Genomic DNA, 17,920 nt, shown 5'->3' on the forward strand with positions numbered 1-17,920 from the left:
TCAAGCCGCCACTTGTGTAGACCGACGGCGGGCCGTCGCATAAAGGGTCGCAACTGCGCATGATGCCAGGCGACTGCGCACTGTGTCTGCCCGCGAGGTAAGAATAATGGGAACGCGCGCACCAAGCACGATCCCCGCGGCGTCCGCATGGGCCAGGAACGTCAGGTTCTTGGCAAGCATGTTGCCTGCTTCAAGATCTGGCACGACGATGATTTGCGCCCTCCCGGCCACGGGCGAGTTGAGCCCTTTGATGCGGGCGGCCTCCGGGCTGATCGCGTTGTCGAACGCAAGCGGGCCGTCGAGCAGGCCGCCGGTGATCTGACCGCGATCGGCCATCTTGCACAATGCCGCTGCATCAATGGTCGAAGGGATCTTGGTCGTCACTGTCTCGACTGCTGACACGATCGCGACGCGGGGTTCGCCAAGGCCAATAGTGACCCAGAGGTCGATCGCGTTCTGCACGATGTCGCGCTTGACATCGAGGTCGGGAAAAATGTTGATCGCTGCGTCGGTGATGAACAGCGTGTCCGCGTGACTAGGAACGTCCATCACGAACACATGGCTGATGCGGCGTTCCGTCCTAAGTCCGGTGGCAGAAGCAGTTACCTCCCGCATCAATTCGTCGGTGTGCAGGCTGCCCTTCATGAGCAGATCGCCTTTCCCCTCCCGAATGAGTGCCACGGCTTTCGCTGCTGCGGCGTGGCTGTGTGGCGCGTCGATGATCTCGTACGCCTTCAGATCAAGTTCAGCCTCGGCTGCAACTTTGCGAAGCTTTGCCTCCGGTCCGATCAGGATCGGAATAATCAGCCGGTGCTGGGCTGCTTCCAACGCACCACGTAGCGAGGTCTCGTCGCAGGGATGCGCTACGACGGTGATCGCAGGAGGGACCTCTTGAGCAGCAGCAATCAGGCGGTCGTATTTTGATGGCTCCAGAGTTGTCGCGCTAGAAATAGCCACTGATAATCTCCTACAATCTTGATCGCACGGCGCCGCGGTTGCGCGCGGCAGGTCTAACAGCCATCGGCGTCGGCTTGACGCCCACGCGCCCCTTATCCAGGCTGAAAAGCTCGGTCACGTGGGCAAAGCGCTCCGCCGCAGCTTCCGTCAACGCGCCGGAGGCCTCGAGCACGCCACGCAGGCTCTGCAAGCCGGCCTGACGCTGTTCAAGCTCGTTCGGCAGCATCGCTGGAATGGCTGCGAGCGCTGCCGCCTCATCGACAAGCAGGATGTAGTATTGATCCCGGACCAGTGCCTTGAACTGCGAAAGGTTCAGCTGCCGAGCATCTCGATGGCCACGCCGAAGCACGCGAATGGCCTGAAAACCGCGTTCGTCGGCCCCGCCACGGGCCATCCCCACGAACAGCAGCGATCGAACGAGAGCCTCCAGAGGACCGCCAACGGATATTCTCTCCTTCAGCGCCGCAGTGCGAGCTTCGAAAAGCGCGTTGATCAGCTTGCTCTTCGGCGCCTTGCGTGGTGGCAAATTTGACTTTGGATCGACGCCAAGGGCGGCCTGAAGCGCAGACGAGCCATAGATCGCACCGAAGGTTTGCTCGGCCAGCCGTTCCGTCATTTTACGCCAGGTCTCCAGCCCTTCGACGATTTGGCCGGAAACCTGCTCTTGGAGGGCGCTGAAGGGATTGTCCGTCCAGGTGGGGCGACGGTCGGCGCGAACGCGCTCTGCTGCCTGGGGAACCCAGTCGAGAAAAGGATTGGAGGGGCCGAAAATCTCGTAACCCAGGCGGAGGGGGTGAAGTCGTCGCATTGTCTCTGCCGATGAAGGGGTCACGGCAGCGCGCACCCAAGGTTGGGCAAACGCACGGTAAAGTGCAAGATTGATCTCCGAAAGCTGAGCCGCCGCCGCAAATCGCTTCTCATCGTCAAGATCGTTACCGCCGAGAGCACGAATATCGTCGAGGGTCCGTGCCTCGCAACGCATAATCCACTCCCCGGTGACCAGTTCCGGATGATCGAGCGCATCTGCTTTCGGCTCGAGAACCGCCTCATAAAGGCCAGGTGGCAGCACATCGATCAGATCGATGTTTGACGCGAATTCATCATGCTCCTTACGAGCAACCCCGGCGGAGACAAAAATCCCCAGATGGCCGACGCTTTCGTGGACGACATAGACAATCGTCTGGCCGAGCGCGCGAATTTCATCGACGCTGTCGTAAATGTCGAGAATCCAGTCGAGGGCCTGCTGAGGCGGTGTTATGTTGTCCCCCTTGGAGCAGAAGACCACAATCGGCGAACGGATCGTGCGAAGGTCGATGGCCATGCCATCAGATGTCCGGATTTCCCCTGCTGCAAGCTTGTTGCCGACGAACAGGTCATCGACGATGAACTGCATCTCATCCGCCGTCAGAGTGACGTGTCCACCCCACCAACGCTCAAAACCGAGATAGCGTTCGGCTTCCGTGTCCACCTTCGCGTAGAGATTATACTGCTTGGTCCACAGGGTGTTGGCTGGGTTCTGGTTCTCGAAATTCTGGACAAGCCAGGCGCCGTCGAATTTTCCCGCGCCAAGATCGCTGACCAATGCTGTCAGCCAACTCCCACCAAGAAGTCCTCCCGAGTAACGCATCGGGTTTTGCCCGTGGACACCTGCCCAATAGGCAAGCGGTGAGCCGGCGATGATGATCGGCCCGAAAAGCTCTGGCCTGAGCGCGGCCAGCATCATCACTGCCCATCCCGCCTGACAGTTGCCGATGACGCAGGGCTTGCCATCCGCTTCCGGGTGGCGGGAAATGACCGTCTCCAGGAACTGCGCTTCCGCGTACAGGACTTTCTCGATCGTCTGTCCGGGCACTGGTTCCGGCAGGAAACCGACAAAATAGCAGGTATGACCGGCCTTCATGGCCACGCCGATTTCGCTGTCGGCCTTGAAGCCACCGATGCCTGGCCCATGCCCTGCCCGTGGATCCACAACGATGAATGGACGCTTGAGAGGATCTATCGTGCAGTCGGCGGGAGGTATGATGCGCACGAGAGCGTAGTTGACCGGCTCTTTCAGGGTCCTGCCGTCCAGGATGAGCTCGGCTTCATAGTCCAGCACATGGGGCGCGCTGCGTGCAGCCTGTTCCTCATATTGCTCGCCGCGCCTGCGCATTACATCAAGGAACAGGACCCACCGTTGCCATGCATCCACGGAGTACTCCGTCAATGCATTGCCAGACATGGGTGAGGCCGGAAGACTGGAAAGCTTGGACATCGCGCCCACTCCGTTAGACGGTTCAAGGGACTAGTTCTTGATGCTGCCAATAACGACTGCCTGCTGTCGTGACCGATGCCCAGCGAGGCTCACGCGCTAGGGCGAGGTTTTCGTGCAGTTAGAAGAAATTGCAGCATACCGCTCGATCGTGTCACTGGTGTAACCTTATAGGGCCACCATCCGTTAGCAACGTTGATTTCGATCAAACGGCCGCCTATGCGACAGACCGAGACAATATCCTCGCGTTTCTGGTAACTAATCCAGGACGACACTCCACTTGTCATCCGGATTGAAGCGGTCGATAAACGGCACGATCGCTTCGGTGCTCGTACCCAAATCCGCTTCATAGACAATGCCCTGTTGGTTGACGACGAAAGTCTTCACACCGGTTTCAGCATATTTCACCGGCCAGGCGATCAACCCGAAGCCTCCGATCATATTGTCATTGATGATGAAGTCGTATTTCCCGCCGGCAATATTATCGCCTTGTGACGTCAGAATGCGGAAGCGATAGCCGAAATAACCCTCTCCAGCCTTCGCCTTCTCCAGAGCTGCTTCGCTGATCTCGTCGCCGACCGGGCTCTCACCATCGCCCTGCTCGGCCGGCCAGTACAATCCATCGGTCTGGCCTGGGCTGCTGATCAGCTTCTGGGCATATTCGAGCACGCCGTCGGCGTCGCGGTCCTGCGAGGCATAATCCTTCTGTGCTTCGACATAGGCGCGCACCGTCTCTATCGCCTCAAGTTCGTTCTCCCCGACGCGGCGGTTCACGATCTCCTCAAGCCCGACATAGGTGTCGAAAGCCCACTTGCCGTCCCGACCCTTTGTGATCGGAAACGGCAGCGGCCAGAGCCGATCACCGATTTCGAGAATCTTGCTTTCGCCGAGGTCGCGCACCACGACATTGCGTGCCACACCTTCGCGAATAAGCGCGAAGGTTTCCATCGTCCCTTCGCCCGTTTTCAGCTTTGCGGCGTCAAGGCCCAGAAGCTTTGCAAGACCATCGAGGTCGTTGGCGGCGAGCGCCGACTTGAACATTTCCACCGCCTTGGCCGGGTCGTCGAAGAGCGGCGGATCCTCCGCCGCGGCATAGTTCTCGATGTCGCCGGCGTCTGGTACCGCCTGGGCACGGGCCCCGTCGACAGCGAGCGGAAATGCAGCAACGGAGAAGGAAATGGCCGATGCCAGAAGAAGAGTCTGAGAAAGCTTGCTCATGATCGTGCTCCTGTTGCACCGTTAACGCCTGCCGCCGCCACGGCCGCCACCGCCACGGCCCCCGCCACCCGATGGCCTTCCACCGCCACTTCTCATCTGAGGCCGCCCGCCGCCGCGATGACCGCCACCCATACTCTGTCCGCCACGCTTCGAAGAAGCGACCTCGCGACGACCCGAGTTGACGTTGCCGAGGCCGGACGGCTTCTTGGGCCGGTTCTGTGCCTTTGCGGCCATCTTCTTCTTGCCGGCGGGTCGGTTTACCTGCGAGGGCTTGTTGCCTTTGGGCCTGTTCACGCTGGGCTTCGAGCCGCCTGGCCTGGCCTTCGCTACCGCCTGACCGCCGCCTGGGCGTGCCGCCGGTCGCTGCTGCGCCTTCAGCCCATCGAGCGTGCTCTTGCGCACGTCGTTGAGCTGACCGCCACCTGCACCGCCCGGTCGCGCCTGCGGCCGGTCGCGATTGATCTCGGCGGCGCGGTTACGAATGTTGTTGTTGCCGTTGGCCTTGATGTTGTTCTTGATGTTGGTGCGATCGAACTTCTGCAACTGATTGCGGTCGAAGTTGATCTTGCTGCGATCGACATTCTTCCAGTCGACGTCGTTCCATTTCATCTTGCCGTCGAAGTCGATGTTGTTGAAACAGTTGTTGCAATCGACATCGATGTCGCCGCCCCAATTGCCACCCCAGACGCCCCAGTCATCCCAGTCGACGATGGCCGCGAAGGCCGCGCCGGTGACTGCTCCGGCGAAAAAGGCGGCGCCCGGGTACCAATAGGCAGGATAGGGATCGTCATAATAGCCGATCGGTACCGGCGCATAATCGGGCTGGTAGAGCATTTCCGGCGCATACTGCGGCACATAGATCGTTTCGGGATTTGCCGACTGGATGACGACGTTGTCACCCTCCTCGACGACTTTAATCTTGTCGTCGGTCTTGATTATATCCTTGGCAACGGCTTCGTCACGCAGCTGCTGTATCGCTATGAGAACATCTTTCTGTTGGTTGGCGATCGCCTCGCCGAAGCTTTGCGTCCACTCGAGGTCGGTGCTCATCATCTTGACGATCTCGGGATAGTTGAGCAGCGAAACGATGCTGCCGTCCCAGCTTTCCTTCGGCTTCAGATCGCGATTTTTTGAACTCTCCTGAAGAAAACGTTCGGCCTCGACCACCTGCAAAGGATAGAGCGATGCAGCGGAGATGAGCGCGACCAACTCGTCGGGATAAAGCGCGATCCGGGCAACGAGGATCTCGAGCTCATCGTCGCTTAGCGGTTCTGGAGCCGCCTCCGCGGGCGTGGAAGGCGCTGTGGCGGTCTGCTGGGCCAGCACAACCCCAGAGGGCACAAGCATCGACAAAACGATCACCGTCGCGCGGAAAAACGTAAACACCCGCTCAATCGCCATTTCTTCCTCCAAAAGAGACTGGAAGGCCTCTTGCTCAAAACACTTGCGGGCGCAGGATCAACGCACCCGTTTCTGAACCGGGTCCCGATCGAGCACTTGAAGCTGTCGTCCCCATAACGGATGCTGTGGCGAGCAATGTTGTGCGCACCCCAGAATCCGAACTTGATAGAGCGTTTCAACACTAGAGTAGACACGCGCCAATGAGCTCGTGTGCCATTTATATAGCTGCGATTTATGTCGGCGTCCTTCGCCGTCATTACCAGAACAGTGGTCTGCCAAAGATAAAGGACAGGTATGTGAGCCTTGCGGTAGAATAAACTAGCACAGAGATCAGAATAGTCCATTTTCAATTCATTGCGTTCAGTTTTTTCCACTCACTGGCTTTTGATTGCCGCCTAGCGTTCGCTGGTCCGTCCGAAGTAAGGACCGCAAAGACACCGCCACGCCATCTGCCAGGGCGGCGGGTCGCCCCGGATTGTTTTTGCTCCGGGGTCGTTTTGTGATGGCGAGCCTTGCCGGGCGAGCGACACAACAATCGACCTCACCCGATTGATCGCCTTCTTCTTGGCGTTCGAGCAACGCCGCAATACATTTCGCGGCTTCTCGGATGAAATTCGGCCTATTATTTGCGTAGCGCAGTTAACTTCCCTGAAAACTGTTGTGTAGATTTGCAAATACGGTACGAATGCACCCTGAAAATGTTGATTTGCGCATCATACAAATAAGTCTTAACGTATTGCTCGAAACCTCAGTGTGGAGGTTGTTCGAAACCTCAGTGTGGAGGAGGACGACTTTGCCTAATATCTCCCTGGTTATCGCGATGCTGGCGCTTTTAGCGATCTCGGGCTGCGCAACGAGTGGAGGAGGCAATACCACCTACGCTCAATGGCAGGGTTCTTACCCCGATCCAAGCTTCGCCGCGATCCGGTCAGGCGGCGTCAATCCGGGGTATTAACGATGTCGTTGAATGGCGAGGAGCCGTAGCCTTCTAGGCTGCGGTCTTGGCGTTGCCAGCTTCTTCGAAAGCGGCGATCGCGTCCTCCAGGTCGTCGAAGATCATGCCGTTGCCGATCTTGTCGATGACGCCCGAGCGCAGCAAGGTTTCTCGAGGTTCGCTATGGAGCTCGACAATGCCGAACTTCAAGCCGCGCCCCTCGACGAAATCCCGCAGATCATCGAGCATCGCCGCTGCGGTGCTGTCGATCTGCGCTGCCGCGCCAGCATCAAAAATGAACCATCGCGTATCGGCAGGCAGGTTCTTGACGATCTCTTCCACGCGGCCGCGCACATGGTCGGCATTGAAAAACAACAGACTGCCTTGCAGAAGATAGATGGCAACGCCAGGGATCGGTCTTACGTCCTTGTAGCGATGCAGCTTGTAGAAGCCTTCGCGTCCGGGAATGCGGCCAAGAAGCGCATCGCGCGGCTTCAGCCCCTTCATCAGGATGTAGAGCAACGTCGCTCCGATAGCGAAAATCACGCCATGCAGCACCCCAAGGGTCAACACGCCGGCGATGCTGATGAGCGCGAAGACGAATTCGATCGGGCTGATGCGCCACAATTCTCGTAGAGCGCGCAGATCGATAAGGCCGATGGCTGCAGACGCCAGGATGGCGCCGAGCGCGGGGGTCGGCAGCAAGGACAGAGCGCCGGTGAGAAACAGCACCGTCAACGCCAGGGCGATAGCCGAGAAAATACCGGCCAGTTGTGTCTTGCCGCCCATGGAATCATTTATGGCTGTGCGCGAATCCGATGCCGTGACGGCAAAGCCCCCGAACAACCCGGAGGCGATGTTTGCTGCGCCGAAGCCCAGCAGTTCTCGGTTGGCGTCGACCGGATATTTGTTCTTCGCACCGAAACTGCGAGCCGTCACGATGCCCGCGCCGAAACTGACGATCAACACGGCGACAGCGCCCAAGAAGAGATCGCCGAGCGAGACCCCGGTGGTCATAGGTAGCATCGGCGTCGGCAGGCGCGACGGGATCTCGCCGACCACACGAATGCCCGCGGCGGAAAAATTGAAGGCGGCCGACATGGCCGTTGCAATCGCCACGGCCACCAGAGGTCCAGGAATGCCGGGTCGCCAGGCGTTGAGCAAACGCAGGAGGATGAAAAGGCCAACGCCGAGGGTGAGCGACGGCCAATGAATCTGGTCGGCCTTGTCCAACAGTTCCATGATCGGTCGAAGCACGCCTTCGCTTTCGATCTTCACGCCCGTCAGGCGCCCGATCTGGCCTATCAGGATCGATAGGGAGATACCGGTCATGAAGCCCGTGAGGATCGGCCGCGATAGAAAGTTTGCGATGAAGCCTAGCCGTAAAGCATTGGCGGCAAAGCACAGACCACCGACGATGACGGCGATTGCTGCGGTCGCGACGAGCCGATCTTCTGCGGTCGGAAGATTGAGCGACAATAGCACGGCGGCCAGCACCGTAACCGTTCCGGCGTCTGGGCCGACGATGAGTTGTCGCGAAGATCCGAGGAGAGCGTAGCCCAGAAGCGGCAATATGCTGGAATAAAGGCCCACCTCCGGCGGCAACCCGGCGATGGCCGGATAGGCGATGGCGCTCGGCAACCCGACCGCTGCAATCGCTAGACCCGACGTCAGATCATAGCGAAGCCACTCGGCGCGGTACTCTTTCAAACTCGCGATTAACGGCAAGGTCGGCATGGCCCAATTATACCTCATGATCGGATCTTCGCCATGGCTCATGGCAGGATCCCCTACAGCAACCATCGGAAGGGACCCGGTGGATCGCGCAACCCGCTGGTCGTCACGTCACAGGCAATTGATTTGATCAACCGATACCTGTCCGGTTGACTGGCTTAATCGCCTATTTTGCCCAGTCTCTTTCCATCCTCGACTGGTGCCATAAGTCTTTGGTTATGAGCCTGCCCCAGCGGCTCCATGAGAAGGATGCATGGACATGGTGACTTTCACGCTCAATGGTAAAAATCGGACGTTCGACGGCGACCCCGATACGCCTCTCCTTTGGGTGATCCGAGATTTCGAAAAGCTGACCGGCACAAAATACGGATGCGGGATCGCCCAATGCGGCGCCTGTACGGTGCATCTGGACGGCATGCCGCGACGGTCCTGCATCACACCGATTGCCATGATCGATGGTTCCGACGTGGTAACGATCGAAGGCATTGCCGGCAAGGAAGCCGAGGCTGTCCAGACGGCATGGGCGGGGCTGGATGTGCCGCAATGCGGCTACTGTCAATCCGGCCAGATCATGTCGGCGGTGGCGCTGCTGCAGATGGTGCCCAAGCCGACGGACGACGAGATCGATGGCGCCATGACCGGCAATCTCTGTCGGTGCGCCACCTATCATCGCATTCGAGCAGCGATCCACAACGCGGCCAATTCGATGGAGGGCTGAGCAATGTCGATCCATGACATCAAGACCAGCCGTCGTGGCTTCCTCGCCGGCACCGGCCTGATCATTGGCGTGGCGATCGCGCCGAAATTCCTCTCGGCGGCACAGACCGGGGTGCCGGCCGGCGGGAGCGGCGAACTCCGGCCGCTCAACGCCTTCGTCAAGATCGGTACGGATGACACCGTCACCGTGCTTTCCAAGCACATCGAGTTCGGCCAGGGGCCTTTCACCGGCCTTGCCACTCTGGTTGCCGAAGAACTCGATGCGGACTGGAGCCAGATGCGCGCCGTCCACTCGCCGACTGACAACAAGATCTACGCCAATCTCGCTTTCGGCCTGCAGGGCACCGGCGGGTCGAGTTCGATTGCCAACGCCTACGAGCAGATGCGCAAGGCCGGCGCTACCGCAAGGGCCATGCTGGTTGCTGCGGCTGCCGAAGAATGGAAGGTACCGGTCGCCGAAATCACCGTCGAGAAGGGCCGAGTAAAGCATGCGTCTTCCGGCAAGGAGAGCGGCTTCGGCGCGCTGGCGGACAGTGCCGCACGGCAAACTCCGCCTGCAGATGTCAAACTCAAGGATCCGAAGGACTTCGTGTTGATCGGAACCGAGCTGCCGAAGCTCGACACCCAGGGCAAGATCAACGGAACGGCGATTTTCACGCTCGATATCACGCCGGACAATCTGCTGGTTGCCGTGGTCGCCCACCCGAAGCATTTCGGCGCCACCGTGAAAACCTTCGATGACGGCGAGGCGCGTAAGGTCATGGGTGTGGTCGATGTCAAACAGATCCCTCAAGGCGTCGCGGTCTACGCGGACAACACGTTCGCGGCGCTGAAGGGCCGCGATGCACTCAAGGTCGAATGGCATCTTGCAAAGGCAGAAACCCGCTCATCACAGGAGCTCGCTGCCGAATACATCAGACACTTTGACGAGCCGGGCCTCGAGGCGGCGAATACCGGGAATGTCGACGAGGCCTTCCGAAAAGAAGGTCTCCAGACGATCGAGGCGGAGATTGTTTTCCCGTTTCTCGCACACGCCCCGATGGAGCCGCTCGACGCGGTTTTCATCAAGGCCGCCGACGGCTCGTCGACATTTACAACGGTGCGCAGTTCCCGGGCTTCGACCAGCAGGTGGCGGCCAAGATTCTCGGCCTCGACGAAAAGAAAGTCCGCGTGAATACCCAGCTCGCCGGCGGCAGCTTCGGCCGTAAGGCGCAATTCGGCTCGCCCTATATGCAGGAGGCGGCAACAACCTATGCTGCAATTGGCGGCGACCGACCGCTCAAGCACATGTGGACGCGGGAGGACGACATCCAGGGCGGCTTCTATCGGCCGATGTATGCCCACAAGATGCGTGGGGCGATCGATGCCGAGGGCCATATCACCGCCTGGGAACAGATCATTGTCGGACAGTCGATCATGGCCAAAGCGGACCTGGATCAGACATCGGTGGAGGGCGCATCCAACCTTCCCTATCAGATCCCCAATCTCAAGGTCACGTCACACAACATCGTGCTTCCGATCCCGCCTTTGTGGTGGCGCTCGGTCGGCCACACCCATACCGGCTTTGCGGTCGAAACCTTTGTCGACGAACTGCTGGCCCGCGTCGGTCGGGACCCGGTCGAAGGACGGCTTGCGCTGCTTGACAAGGGGTCGCGTCACGCCGGCGTCCTGCGCAAGGCATCGGAAATGGCGGACTGGGGATCAACACCTCCTGACGGCGCGCCCGTGGTGTCGCCGTCGTCGAAAGCTTCGGCTCGTTCGTCGGTCAGGTCGCGGAAGTTTCGGTCGGCTCCGATGGCGCCCCGCGTGTCCATAAAGTCTGGTGTGCGGTCGATTGCGGCGTCGCGGTCAATCCCAACATCATCAAGGCACAGATGGAGGGCGGCATCGGCTATGGGCTCGGTGCCGTTCTGTTCGACGCCATTACTCTCGGCCAAGGCGGACGGATCGTGCAGTCGAATTTCCACGACTACCGCTCGATCCGCATCAATGAAATGCCCGATGTGGCAGTGGAGATCATCAAATCTGCGGAAAAACCGACTGGCGTCGGCGAGCCCGGCGTGCCGCCCATAGGGCCGGCGGTCGCCAATGCGTGGCGAAAGCTGACCGGCACCCCCGTGCGGCAGCTTCCCATCGTCAGTGTCATCTCATCGTGAGGGATATCGTCAGATGACAATCAAGCTCCTGTTTGCAGGCATAGCAGTGCAGTGTCTTATCGTCGGGGCGGGCGTGATGCTCGCCCCGACGTCCGTGGCCCAGAACGCCAACGCACTACGCTCTGCAGAGTCGTTCCAGTCGATTTCCGACAAGCAGGCGCGCTCGGTCGCCCTCTTCGAAGAAGCCGGAAAGGTCATCCAGCATCCGCGATGCGTCAACTGTCACCCGGCGACGGAACGCCCATTGCAAGGAATGTCGATGCATCCGCATCAACCGCCGGTGTTCCGCGGCGATGGCGGCATGGGTCTCGTGGGCATGCAGTGCAACACCTGCCACAGCGAAAAAAACACGCCGGTCATCGGCCAGGCGGACACACTGAAGAGCATTCCAGGCAATCCCGCCTGGCATCTCGCCCCGATCGAAATGGCCTGGGAGGGCAAGACCCTTGCCCAGATCTGTGAGCAACTGAAGGACCCAGCTCGCAACGGCGACAAGACCATGGCTGAAATGGTGGAACACATGGCGCATGACGAGCTGGTTGGATGGGGGTGGCACCCCGGCGATGGCCGCGAACCGGTGCCCGGCACACAGGAAGAATTCGGCAAGATCATTCAAGCCTGGGTGGATGCCGGGGCTACTTGTCCGTCGGGCTGAAGATCGACCTTCAGCCCGAGGCAAGGGATACGACATTCTGCGGCTCAAATTTCATCCCGAGTTTTCGCACGGTCTGCAGGTCGGGACAATCGGAGTAGATATTCGCGGCCGTTGAATGGATCGACACCGGAACGCTTGCGCGAACGCTGCGGGTCGGCTGCCGGGGCATAGTGGTGGAAGGAGGTTTCCATGGTCCCCATGCCGCTTGTCAGTCCCGGCAATTGCTGCTGAATGCCTTGAACCCTCTCGGAGGCGACATGCCCTTCCAGCTGCGCTACGCCATCGGCGACAATCGATTTCTTGGTGACAGCACCCGACTTGGCAATCAGAGTCAGCAAGCCACCCAAAGTTTCCGAGGGAGCCTCAAGGTAAAATTGGTCGATCGGCTCACAGACAACGGTTTTTGCCGTTGATAACGCAGTTGCGAGGACCCACGGCGTCAACTGCCGAAAGTTTGCAGCGGTGCTCGACGGGGAACTGTGCCGCGCAGCGGTCATGGCAACGTGGCAATCGATGACTTGCCAGCCGAAGATGCCCTGCCTAAGCGTCTCGAATACGGTTTCCTCGACTGCCCGGTAGAAGCTTGCCGGCATCTGGCCAACGTCCACTTCCAGCGCGAAGCTGTTGCCCGCCCCTTCCGGTCGCGGTTCGACGCGCAAGCCAACGGTCGCCAGGAATGGATTCGGCTCCTTGAAGATGATCTGAAGGCCCGTGCCGGTTCCGGCGAGCCTCTCGGCGCAGATGACTGTACTATCCTCAAACGCAACTTCGAGACCGAAATCCGTCAACAGGGTCGATTGGATCACCTCCTTCTGCACCTCGCCATAGAGAGACACGAAGATGTCGTTCGTGTCGTCGTTCTTGCGCAGGTCAATCAGCGGGTCCTGTTCGGCCAACTGGTTTAGCGCCAGCCAGAGCGCCGCACGCTCGGAGGGACGCTGCGCTTGAGCCCGGGATTCCAACGTTGGAGGCGCAAAATGGTGCGGGACGTCTGCGAGGCGGGTGGTGCCTACCACGTCGCCGATGCGGGCGCTGCCAAGGCCGCTGACCCGAGCAATCTGGCCTGCCCTGAAGCTGGTTGCGCTGTGAATTTTGCCGGCGTCGAAAAGTTGGATTCCGGTCACCCTTGCCGACCCCTGAGGCAGGTCGAGAATTTCCCGCACGCAGACCGTGCCAGATGAGAGATAGAGATAGGAGAGCTTCTCACCGCCCCATCCACGCTCGATCTTGAAGATCCTGCCGGTGACAGCAGCATCAGGATCGAGGTCGCGGCTGGGCAGTAGGGTCGCAATTGCCGATGTCAGAGCTGGCAGGCCAACGCCGGTTACCGCCGCGCCAGCAAATGCCGGCTGCAACAGACCGCGAGAAACCTGATCCCGCAGCGAGCGGTCAAGTCTTTCGTCGGTAAGACGATCCGGCGCTTGCAGATAATCGCGCAGCAGCTCGTCATCGTTTTCCGCCAGGGACTCGCACAGCGCGGTGAAAAGCGGCTCGCTTCCCGGATCGAACGCCTTTACCTGAGCGAGTTTACTACCGGCATCAATGACGGCCGACATGGCGATGGGTCGAACCGGTAGTTGGCCGGCAATGGCTTGCAGCACTTCGTCGTAGCGCGCACCGAGACGATCGACCTTGTTGATGAAGAATAGGAAGGGAACCCCAACACGCTGCAACGCCCGCACGAGCACTCGCGTCTGCGCTTGCACGCCTTCGACTGCGGAAACAACGACGACTGCAGCGTCCAGCAACCCAAGCACGCGCTCGATCTCGGCGATGAAGTCGGGGTGACCGGGCGTATCAATGAGGTTCACCACCGTGTCGCCGATCGTGAATGAAACGACGGCAGCTCGGATGGTGATGCCACGCTGCCGCTCCAGAGCGAGGCTATCTGTCTGTGTATTGCCTGCGTCGACGCTGCCTAGCTTGTCGATGACACTGGCGTCAAAAAGGAGTCGTTCGGTAAGGCTAGTTTTGCCTGCATCCACATGGGCCAGGACGCCCAGATTTAAGGTGCGCATGAATCCTCAACTTCTCAGAAATTCCAACGTGATTTTCGTGAGAAGGGACTCGGCGCATTGGGACCTCTAAGAGCTGATGCCGCATGTTTTGATCCTTGAATCGGATTGGATTTAAGGAACCATGCAGTAGGGTTTCCGCACAACTCTGCTGCTTTGCAAAGCCGCCAGCAAACTTAAAAGCCGTATCTGAATACATGTCAAGAACCGCCATACCTCCCGTTGTGTCGGCAATTCACAGACAACGGTTGATTATCCGAATGCCGGATGGATGCGCGCTTGCTGTGTTTGCCGCCGGCGGCTTTGCGTCGTAATGCCTCGGCGGTCCGTCGATCTGTTCGTCGTTGAAGACACCGCCTGATGGTGCACTGGTTACTTGTGGGCCAAACACTCCACAAGGGCGACCTCGGGCTCCGTCAGGCGCATACGTCACCGTACGGATAGCGTCGGCCGGTCGGGCCAACAGCAAACGCCATAGCGGTCGCACGTCGGCCCTAAGTAGCCGGCGTGCGTCAATTCATCGGCCCGCAGGACCCATTTTTCTATCGCTTTGGAAAAACGAACTCGACGCGCCGGTTGAGAGCGCGCCCTTGGGGATTGTCCGCTCCGTTTTTCGTATTGGGTTCGATCGGACGGCTGTCACCTAGCCCTTCGACCGATAGCCGCGCTTTATCTGCTCCATGTTTCACAAGCCATTGCATGACGGCACTAGCTCGCTGAAGGGACAGTTCCTTATTGTACTGAGCCGACCCTTTGGAATCGGTATGACCCTCGATGATGATCGTGCCGGCGGGGACGGATGTGATGAGACGCGCGATGTCCATGAGCGTCGGTTCGGCGGCCGATTGGATGTCGGCCCTGTCGAAATCGAACAGCACATCGCCCGTCATGGACACCCTGACGGTCGTCGCGTCTTGTCGTACGGAAAGACCACCGTGCTGAGCGGTAAGCCCATCGGCTTTCGCAGACAGATCAAACACGGCGCTGTTCAGATCGGAGGGTAGCCCCTTCAAATCAAGAACCGTGGCCTTAAGATCACGTATTTCGCGATGGTAAGGTGACACCTGCGCATAAGAGCCGCTGGCCGCTATCATGATCACGACCATCGCGAGGGAACATTTCGCTGCACCAGCCATGGCTATCGGTCGGTAAGTTTGATCGCGTCGAGTGTCTCGACGCCCGGGATCGTCAGTGACACCTCGGTGACGTCCTTTGGCGGAGCAGGGAACCTACCATGCCAGGAACCCGCGATCGGAGAATCCTTGTTAGCTTTGATAACGAGGTTTGGATTTGTCAGCGGCTTATCACTGCTGTCCGTGAGCAGCAGGTATTTCTTATTGCCAGCAAGAACGTAGAAGCTGTTTTCATATGCGTCCTGGCTAATCGAATCATATATTCGTTCCAGCTGGTTCGTCGCGAGCGGCTTGAAGCGGAGTTTGATTGTTAAAACATCCCCGGCGCGGACAGCTTCGACGACCTGCGCTTCAGCGGCCCCGCCATCGGTCAAGCCTGTGGCCAAGGGTGCGACAGAAGTGGTTTCAGCCTGAGTTTGGGCGAAGGCCGTTTGAGCCAATCCAGTTGTTGCCAGGAGGGCACCAAGAGCACAGACAGTCGTGGCAATTCTGGTCACTTTTACCATATCAATCCTCGATTTTTCAAAATTGCAGGCAGTGCATACGAATCACAAAACAACCTCCAGTAACTTTCTCGCATGGGAGAAATGTGGCGAAGTCTTGAAATTCCCACATTTTCGCCCGCTTTCATTCGCTGCAGGACCGAGGGCTTGTTGTGATCGGATGTCTACGGGAGAGCAGATTGTTGCGGGCACTAAGAACATTTCCAAGAAAAGTGTGAAGCGGTTTTCCTTCAGGAAATGCGTAAAAACAAAGAGATAAAGCGTTTGTTCGGCCCGTCTAAATCGGAAACGCGCTAAAGCAGCTCGATCCAAACTGGCGCGTGGTCACTCGTGTGATCCCAACCTCGCACCGACTTGTCCACTTTGGCCCGCTTGAGATCGCCAGCAAGCGCCGGGCTTAACAGGAAATGATCAATGCGAAGCCCGGCGTCTCGGGCAAATGCGTTTCGGAAATACTTCCAGAATGTATAGATCCGCTCATTCGGATGGAGATGCCTCACCGCATCCGTCCAGCCCTGAACAAGAAGTGCGGCGTAGGCCGCTTTCACCTCCGGTCTGAAGAGCGCATCGTCTCGCCACCGCTCCGGCTTGTAAACATCCAGATCGGTTGGCATGACGTTGAAGTCGCCAGCCAAGACAACCGGGATCTCCAGTTCTATCAGTTGCGCCGCATAGTGCTGCAGCCGGTCAAACCAACGCAGCTTGTAGTCAAACCTGGGTCCAGGGGCGGGATTGCCATTCGGCAGATAAAGGCATCCGACGATTATCCCCTCGATTGCCGCCTCGATGTAGCGGCTGTGACTGTCATCAGGATCGCCCGGCAAACCGCGGCGCGTCTCCATTGGGGTCCGTCCTCGAGCCAGGATGGCCACCCCATTCCATGATTTCTGTCCGTGCCAGATCGCGCCATAGCCGGCTTTCTCGATTTCCCGATGAGGAAACCTGCTGTCGGGCGCTTTCAGTTCCTGCAGGCACACGACATCCGGCTGCCTCTCCTCGAGCCACCGCAGCAGCACGTCGAGGCGACCGTTGATGCCGTTGACATTGTAGGTGGCGAGTTTCACCAGAATGATCTGCGCCGCCGGCATGCGATGGGCAGCGACGACGAAGCTTCGTTGCCCATCTTGGACTCGCGATCCTCCTCGCGCCGCCGACGGCGTTCACCGCTGCCGGTATCGATTGGCTCGCGCATTCTCATGGCAGACCTCCCTTGTGATTTTCCCCTCCACAAACGCGGCTGCGGCGCAAAAGATGCATTCGATTGGGAACGGTCGGGAACGAAACGCCGGCTGAACGGTTGAGTTCCTTTGCCGCGTCAGGAGAACTTGTATCATGGTTGCCCCAAGAGCGAATTGGAAAGGCTACATCAAGTTCGGCGAGGTGACCTGTCCCGTGGCGCTCTATACGGCGGCATCAACTTCTGACCGCATCGCCTTCAACACTCTCAATCGCAAGACGGGAAACCGAGTCAAACGCGAATTCGTCGATGGCGAGACGGGAGATACGGTTGAGCGTGACGACCAGGTCAAAGGCTATGAGATGGAGAATGGCCAGTACGTCGTCCTGGAACCCGAGGAAATGGCCGAAGCCGTTCCCGACAGCGACAAGACCCTGAAGATAGAGGCCTTCATCCCCTGCTCCCAGATCGACACAATCTACTTCGACAAGCCCTATTATCTCGCTCCCGACAAGCTGGGCACCGATGCCTTCGTGCTGCTGCGCGACGGGATGAAACAGGAAAAGGTCGCCGCGATTGCGCGAACGGTGCTGTTCCGACGGGTGCGCACCGTCCTTATCCGAGTGCATGGCAAGGGGCTGATTGCCTCCACGCTCAACTTTGATTACGAGGTCCGTTCGGCCGACAAGGCTTTCGAGGATCTCCCCGACCTCAAGATCGAAGGCGAGATGCTGGATCTTGCCGGACATATCATCGAAACCAAGAAGGGTAGCTTCGACGCCAGCAGCTTCGACGATCGATATGAGGCTGCCGTGGCCGAACTGGTCAAAGCCAAAATCGAAGGACGCTCGCTTCCCAAAAGGAAGGCGCCCGCTGCGTCGAAGCCTGGAGATCTGCTGCAGGCACTGCGCGAAAGTGCGGGCATGGGTGCGAAGAAAACAAAAGCAAAGCGCACCGCAGCGAATGTCAACAAGGGCGCCGCTCGCAAGCCAGCTGCAAAATCTGCAGCTGCCAAATCCAAGCCCGCTACCGCGCAAAAACGGCGCGCCAGCTAGTCGGAGGACGCTTT

At 59.0% G+C, this 17,920-nt stretch carries 12 protein-coding genes and 1 pseudogene; 4 read left to right on the forward strand and 9 right to left on the reverse strand.

What is annotated here, in order from left to right; genetic code table 11:
• The 5 genes from BKP54_RS01705 to BKP54_RS01730 all read right to left on the reverse strand — a co-directional run bounded on the left by BKP54_RS01705 (position 1) and on the right by BKP54_RS01730 (position 8,516).
• Positions 1 to 951 (reverse strand): phosphate acetyltransferase, encoded by a 951-nt coding sequence (locus BKP54_RS01705; RefSeq protein WP_245317779.1) that lies wholly within the window; start codon positions 949 to 951, stop codon positions 1 to 3.
• A 16-nt stretch (positions 952 to 967) separates the two neighbouring features.
• Positions 968 to 3,211 carry a DUF3141 domain-containing protein gene (locus BKP54_RS01710; RefSeq protein WP_128090349.1) on the reverse strand — a complete coding sequence of 748 codons (2,244 nt, stop codon included), beginning with the start codon at positions 3,209 to 3,211 and terminating at the stop codon, positions 968 to 970.
• Between the two features lie 255 nt (positions 3,212 to 3,466).
• On the reverse strand, positions 3,467 to 4,426 hold the full coding sequence (locus BKP54_RS01715; protein ID WP_025430439.1) for a DUF2950 domain-containing protein: 960 nt from the start codon (positions 4,424 to 4,426) through the stop codon (positions 3,467 to 3,469).
• Between the two features lie 21 nt (positions 4,427 to 4,447).
• Positions 4,448 to 5,827: a DUF3300 domain-containing protein gene (locus tag BKP54_RS01720; RefSeq protein ID WP_084814085.1), complete on the reverse strand. Its 1,380-nt coding sequence runs from the start codon at positions 5,825 to 5,827 to the stop codon at positions 4,448 to 4,450.
• A 988-nt stretch (positions 5,828 to 6,815) separates the two neighbouring features.
• Positions 6,816 to 8,516, reverse strand: coding sequence for a SulP family inorganic anion transporter (locus BKP54_RS01730; RefSeq protein ID WP_084814258.1), 1,701 nt, complete (start codon positions 8,514 to 8,516; stop codon positions 6,816 to 6,818).
• A gap of 238 nt (positions 8,517 to 8,754) precedes the next feature.
• On the opposite strand from BKP54_RS01730, the gene BKP54_RS01735 reads away from it, so the two are divergent.
• From BKP54_RS01735 to BKP54_RS01745, 3 genes and pseudogenes are all read left to right on the forward strand, one after another.
• The gene (locus BKP54_RS01735; RefSeq protein ID WP_025430442.1) at positions 8,755 to 9,213 is read left to right on the forward strand and encodes a (2Fe-2S)-binding protein; all 459 of its coding nucleotides are present in this window, start codon (positions 8,755 to 8,757) and stop codon (positions 9,211 to 9,213) included.
• Between the two features lie 3 nt (positions 9,214 to 9,216).
• Positions 9,217 to 11,368: pseudogene (locus BKP54_RS01740) on the forward strand (xanthine dehydrogenase family protein molybdopterin-binding subunit).
• A gap of 13 nt (positions 11,369 to 11,381) precedes the next feature.
• Entirely contained in the window at positions 11,382 to 12,023 is a 642-nt protein-coding gene (locus BKP54_RS01745) for an Isoquinoline 1-oxidoreductase subunit (protein ID WP_084814087.1), read from the forward strand.
• Between the two features lie 44 nt (positions 12,024 to 12,067).
• Here the strand turns inward: BKP54_RS01745 and BKP54_RS01750 are convergent, their stop codons facing one another.
• The 4 genes from BKP54_RS01750 to xth form a co-directional block, all read right to left on the reverse strand.
• Positions 12,068 to 14,041, reverse strand: coding sequence for a TetM/TetW/TetO/TetS family tetracycline resistance ribosomal protection protein (locus BKP54_RS01750; RefSeq protein WP_084814088.1), 1,974 nt, complete (start codon positions 14,039 to 14,041; stop codon positions 12,068 to 12,070).
• A 539-nt stretch (positions 14,042 to 14,580) separates the two neighbouring features.
• Positions 14,581 to 15,174, reverse strand: a complete 594-nt coding sequence (locus BKP54_RS01755; protein WP_084814089.1) for an OmpA family protein — start codon at positions 15,172 to 15,174, stop codon at positions 14,581 to 14,583.
• Between the two features lie 2 nt (positions 15,175 to 15,176).
• Positions 15,177 to 15,677, reverse strand: a complete 501-nt coding sequence (locus BKP54_RS01760) for a hypothetical protein (protein WP_025430447.1) — start codon at positions 15,675 to 15,677, stop codon at positions 15,177 to 15,179.
• 290 nt (positions 15,678 to 15,967) lie between these two features.
• On the reverse strand, positions 15,968 to 16,738 hold the full coding sequence (gene xth, locus BKP54_RS01765; RefSeq protein ID WP_084814259.1) for an exodeoxyribonuclease III: 771 nt from the start codon (positions 16,736 to 16,738) through the stop codon (positions 15,968 to 15,970).
• A 268-nt stretch (positions 16,739 to 17,006) separates the two neighbouring features.
• On the opposite strand from xth, the gene BKP54_RS01770 reads away from it, so the two are divergent.
• Entirely contained in the window at positions 17,007 to 17,906 is a 900-nt protein-coding gene (locus BKP54_RS01770; protein ID WP_084814090.1) for a Ku protein, read from the forward strand.
• Positions 17,907 to 17,920: the final 14 nt, after the last annotated feature.

This window comes from Ensifer sp. 1H6 (assembly GCF_001976035.1).
GTDB lineage: Bacteria > Pseudomonadota > Alphaproteobacteria > Rhizobiales > Rhizobiaceae > Ensifer > Ensifer canadensis.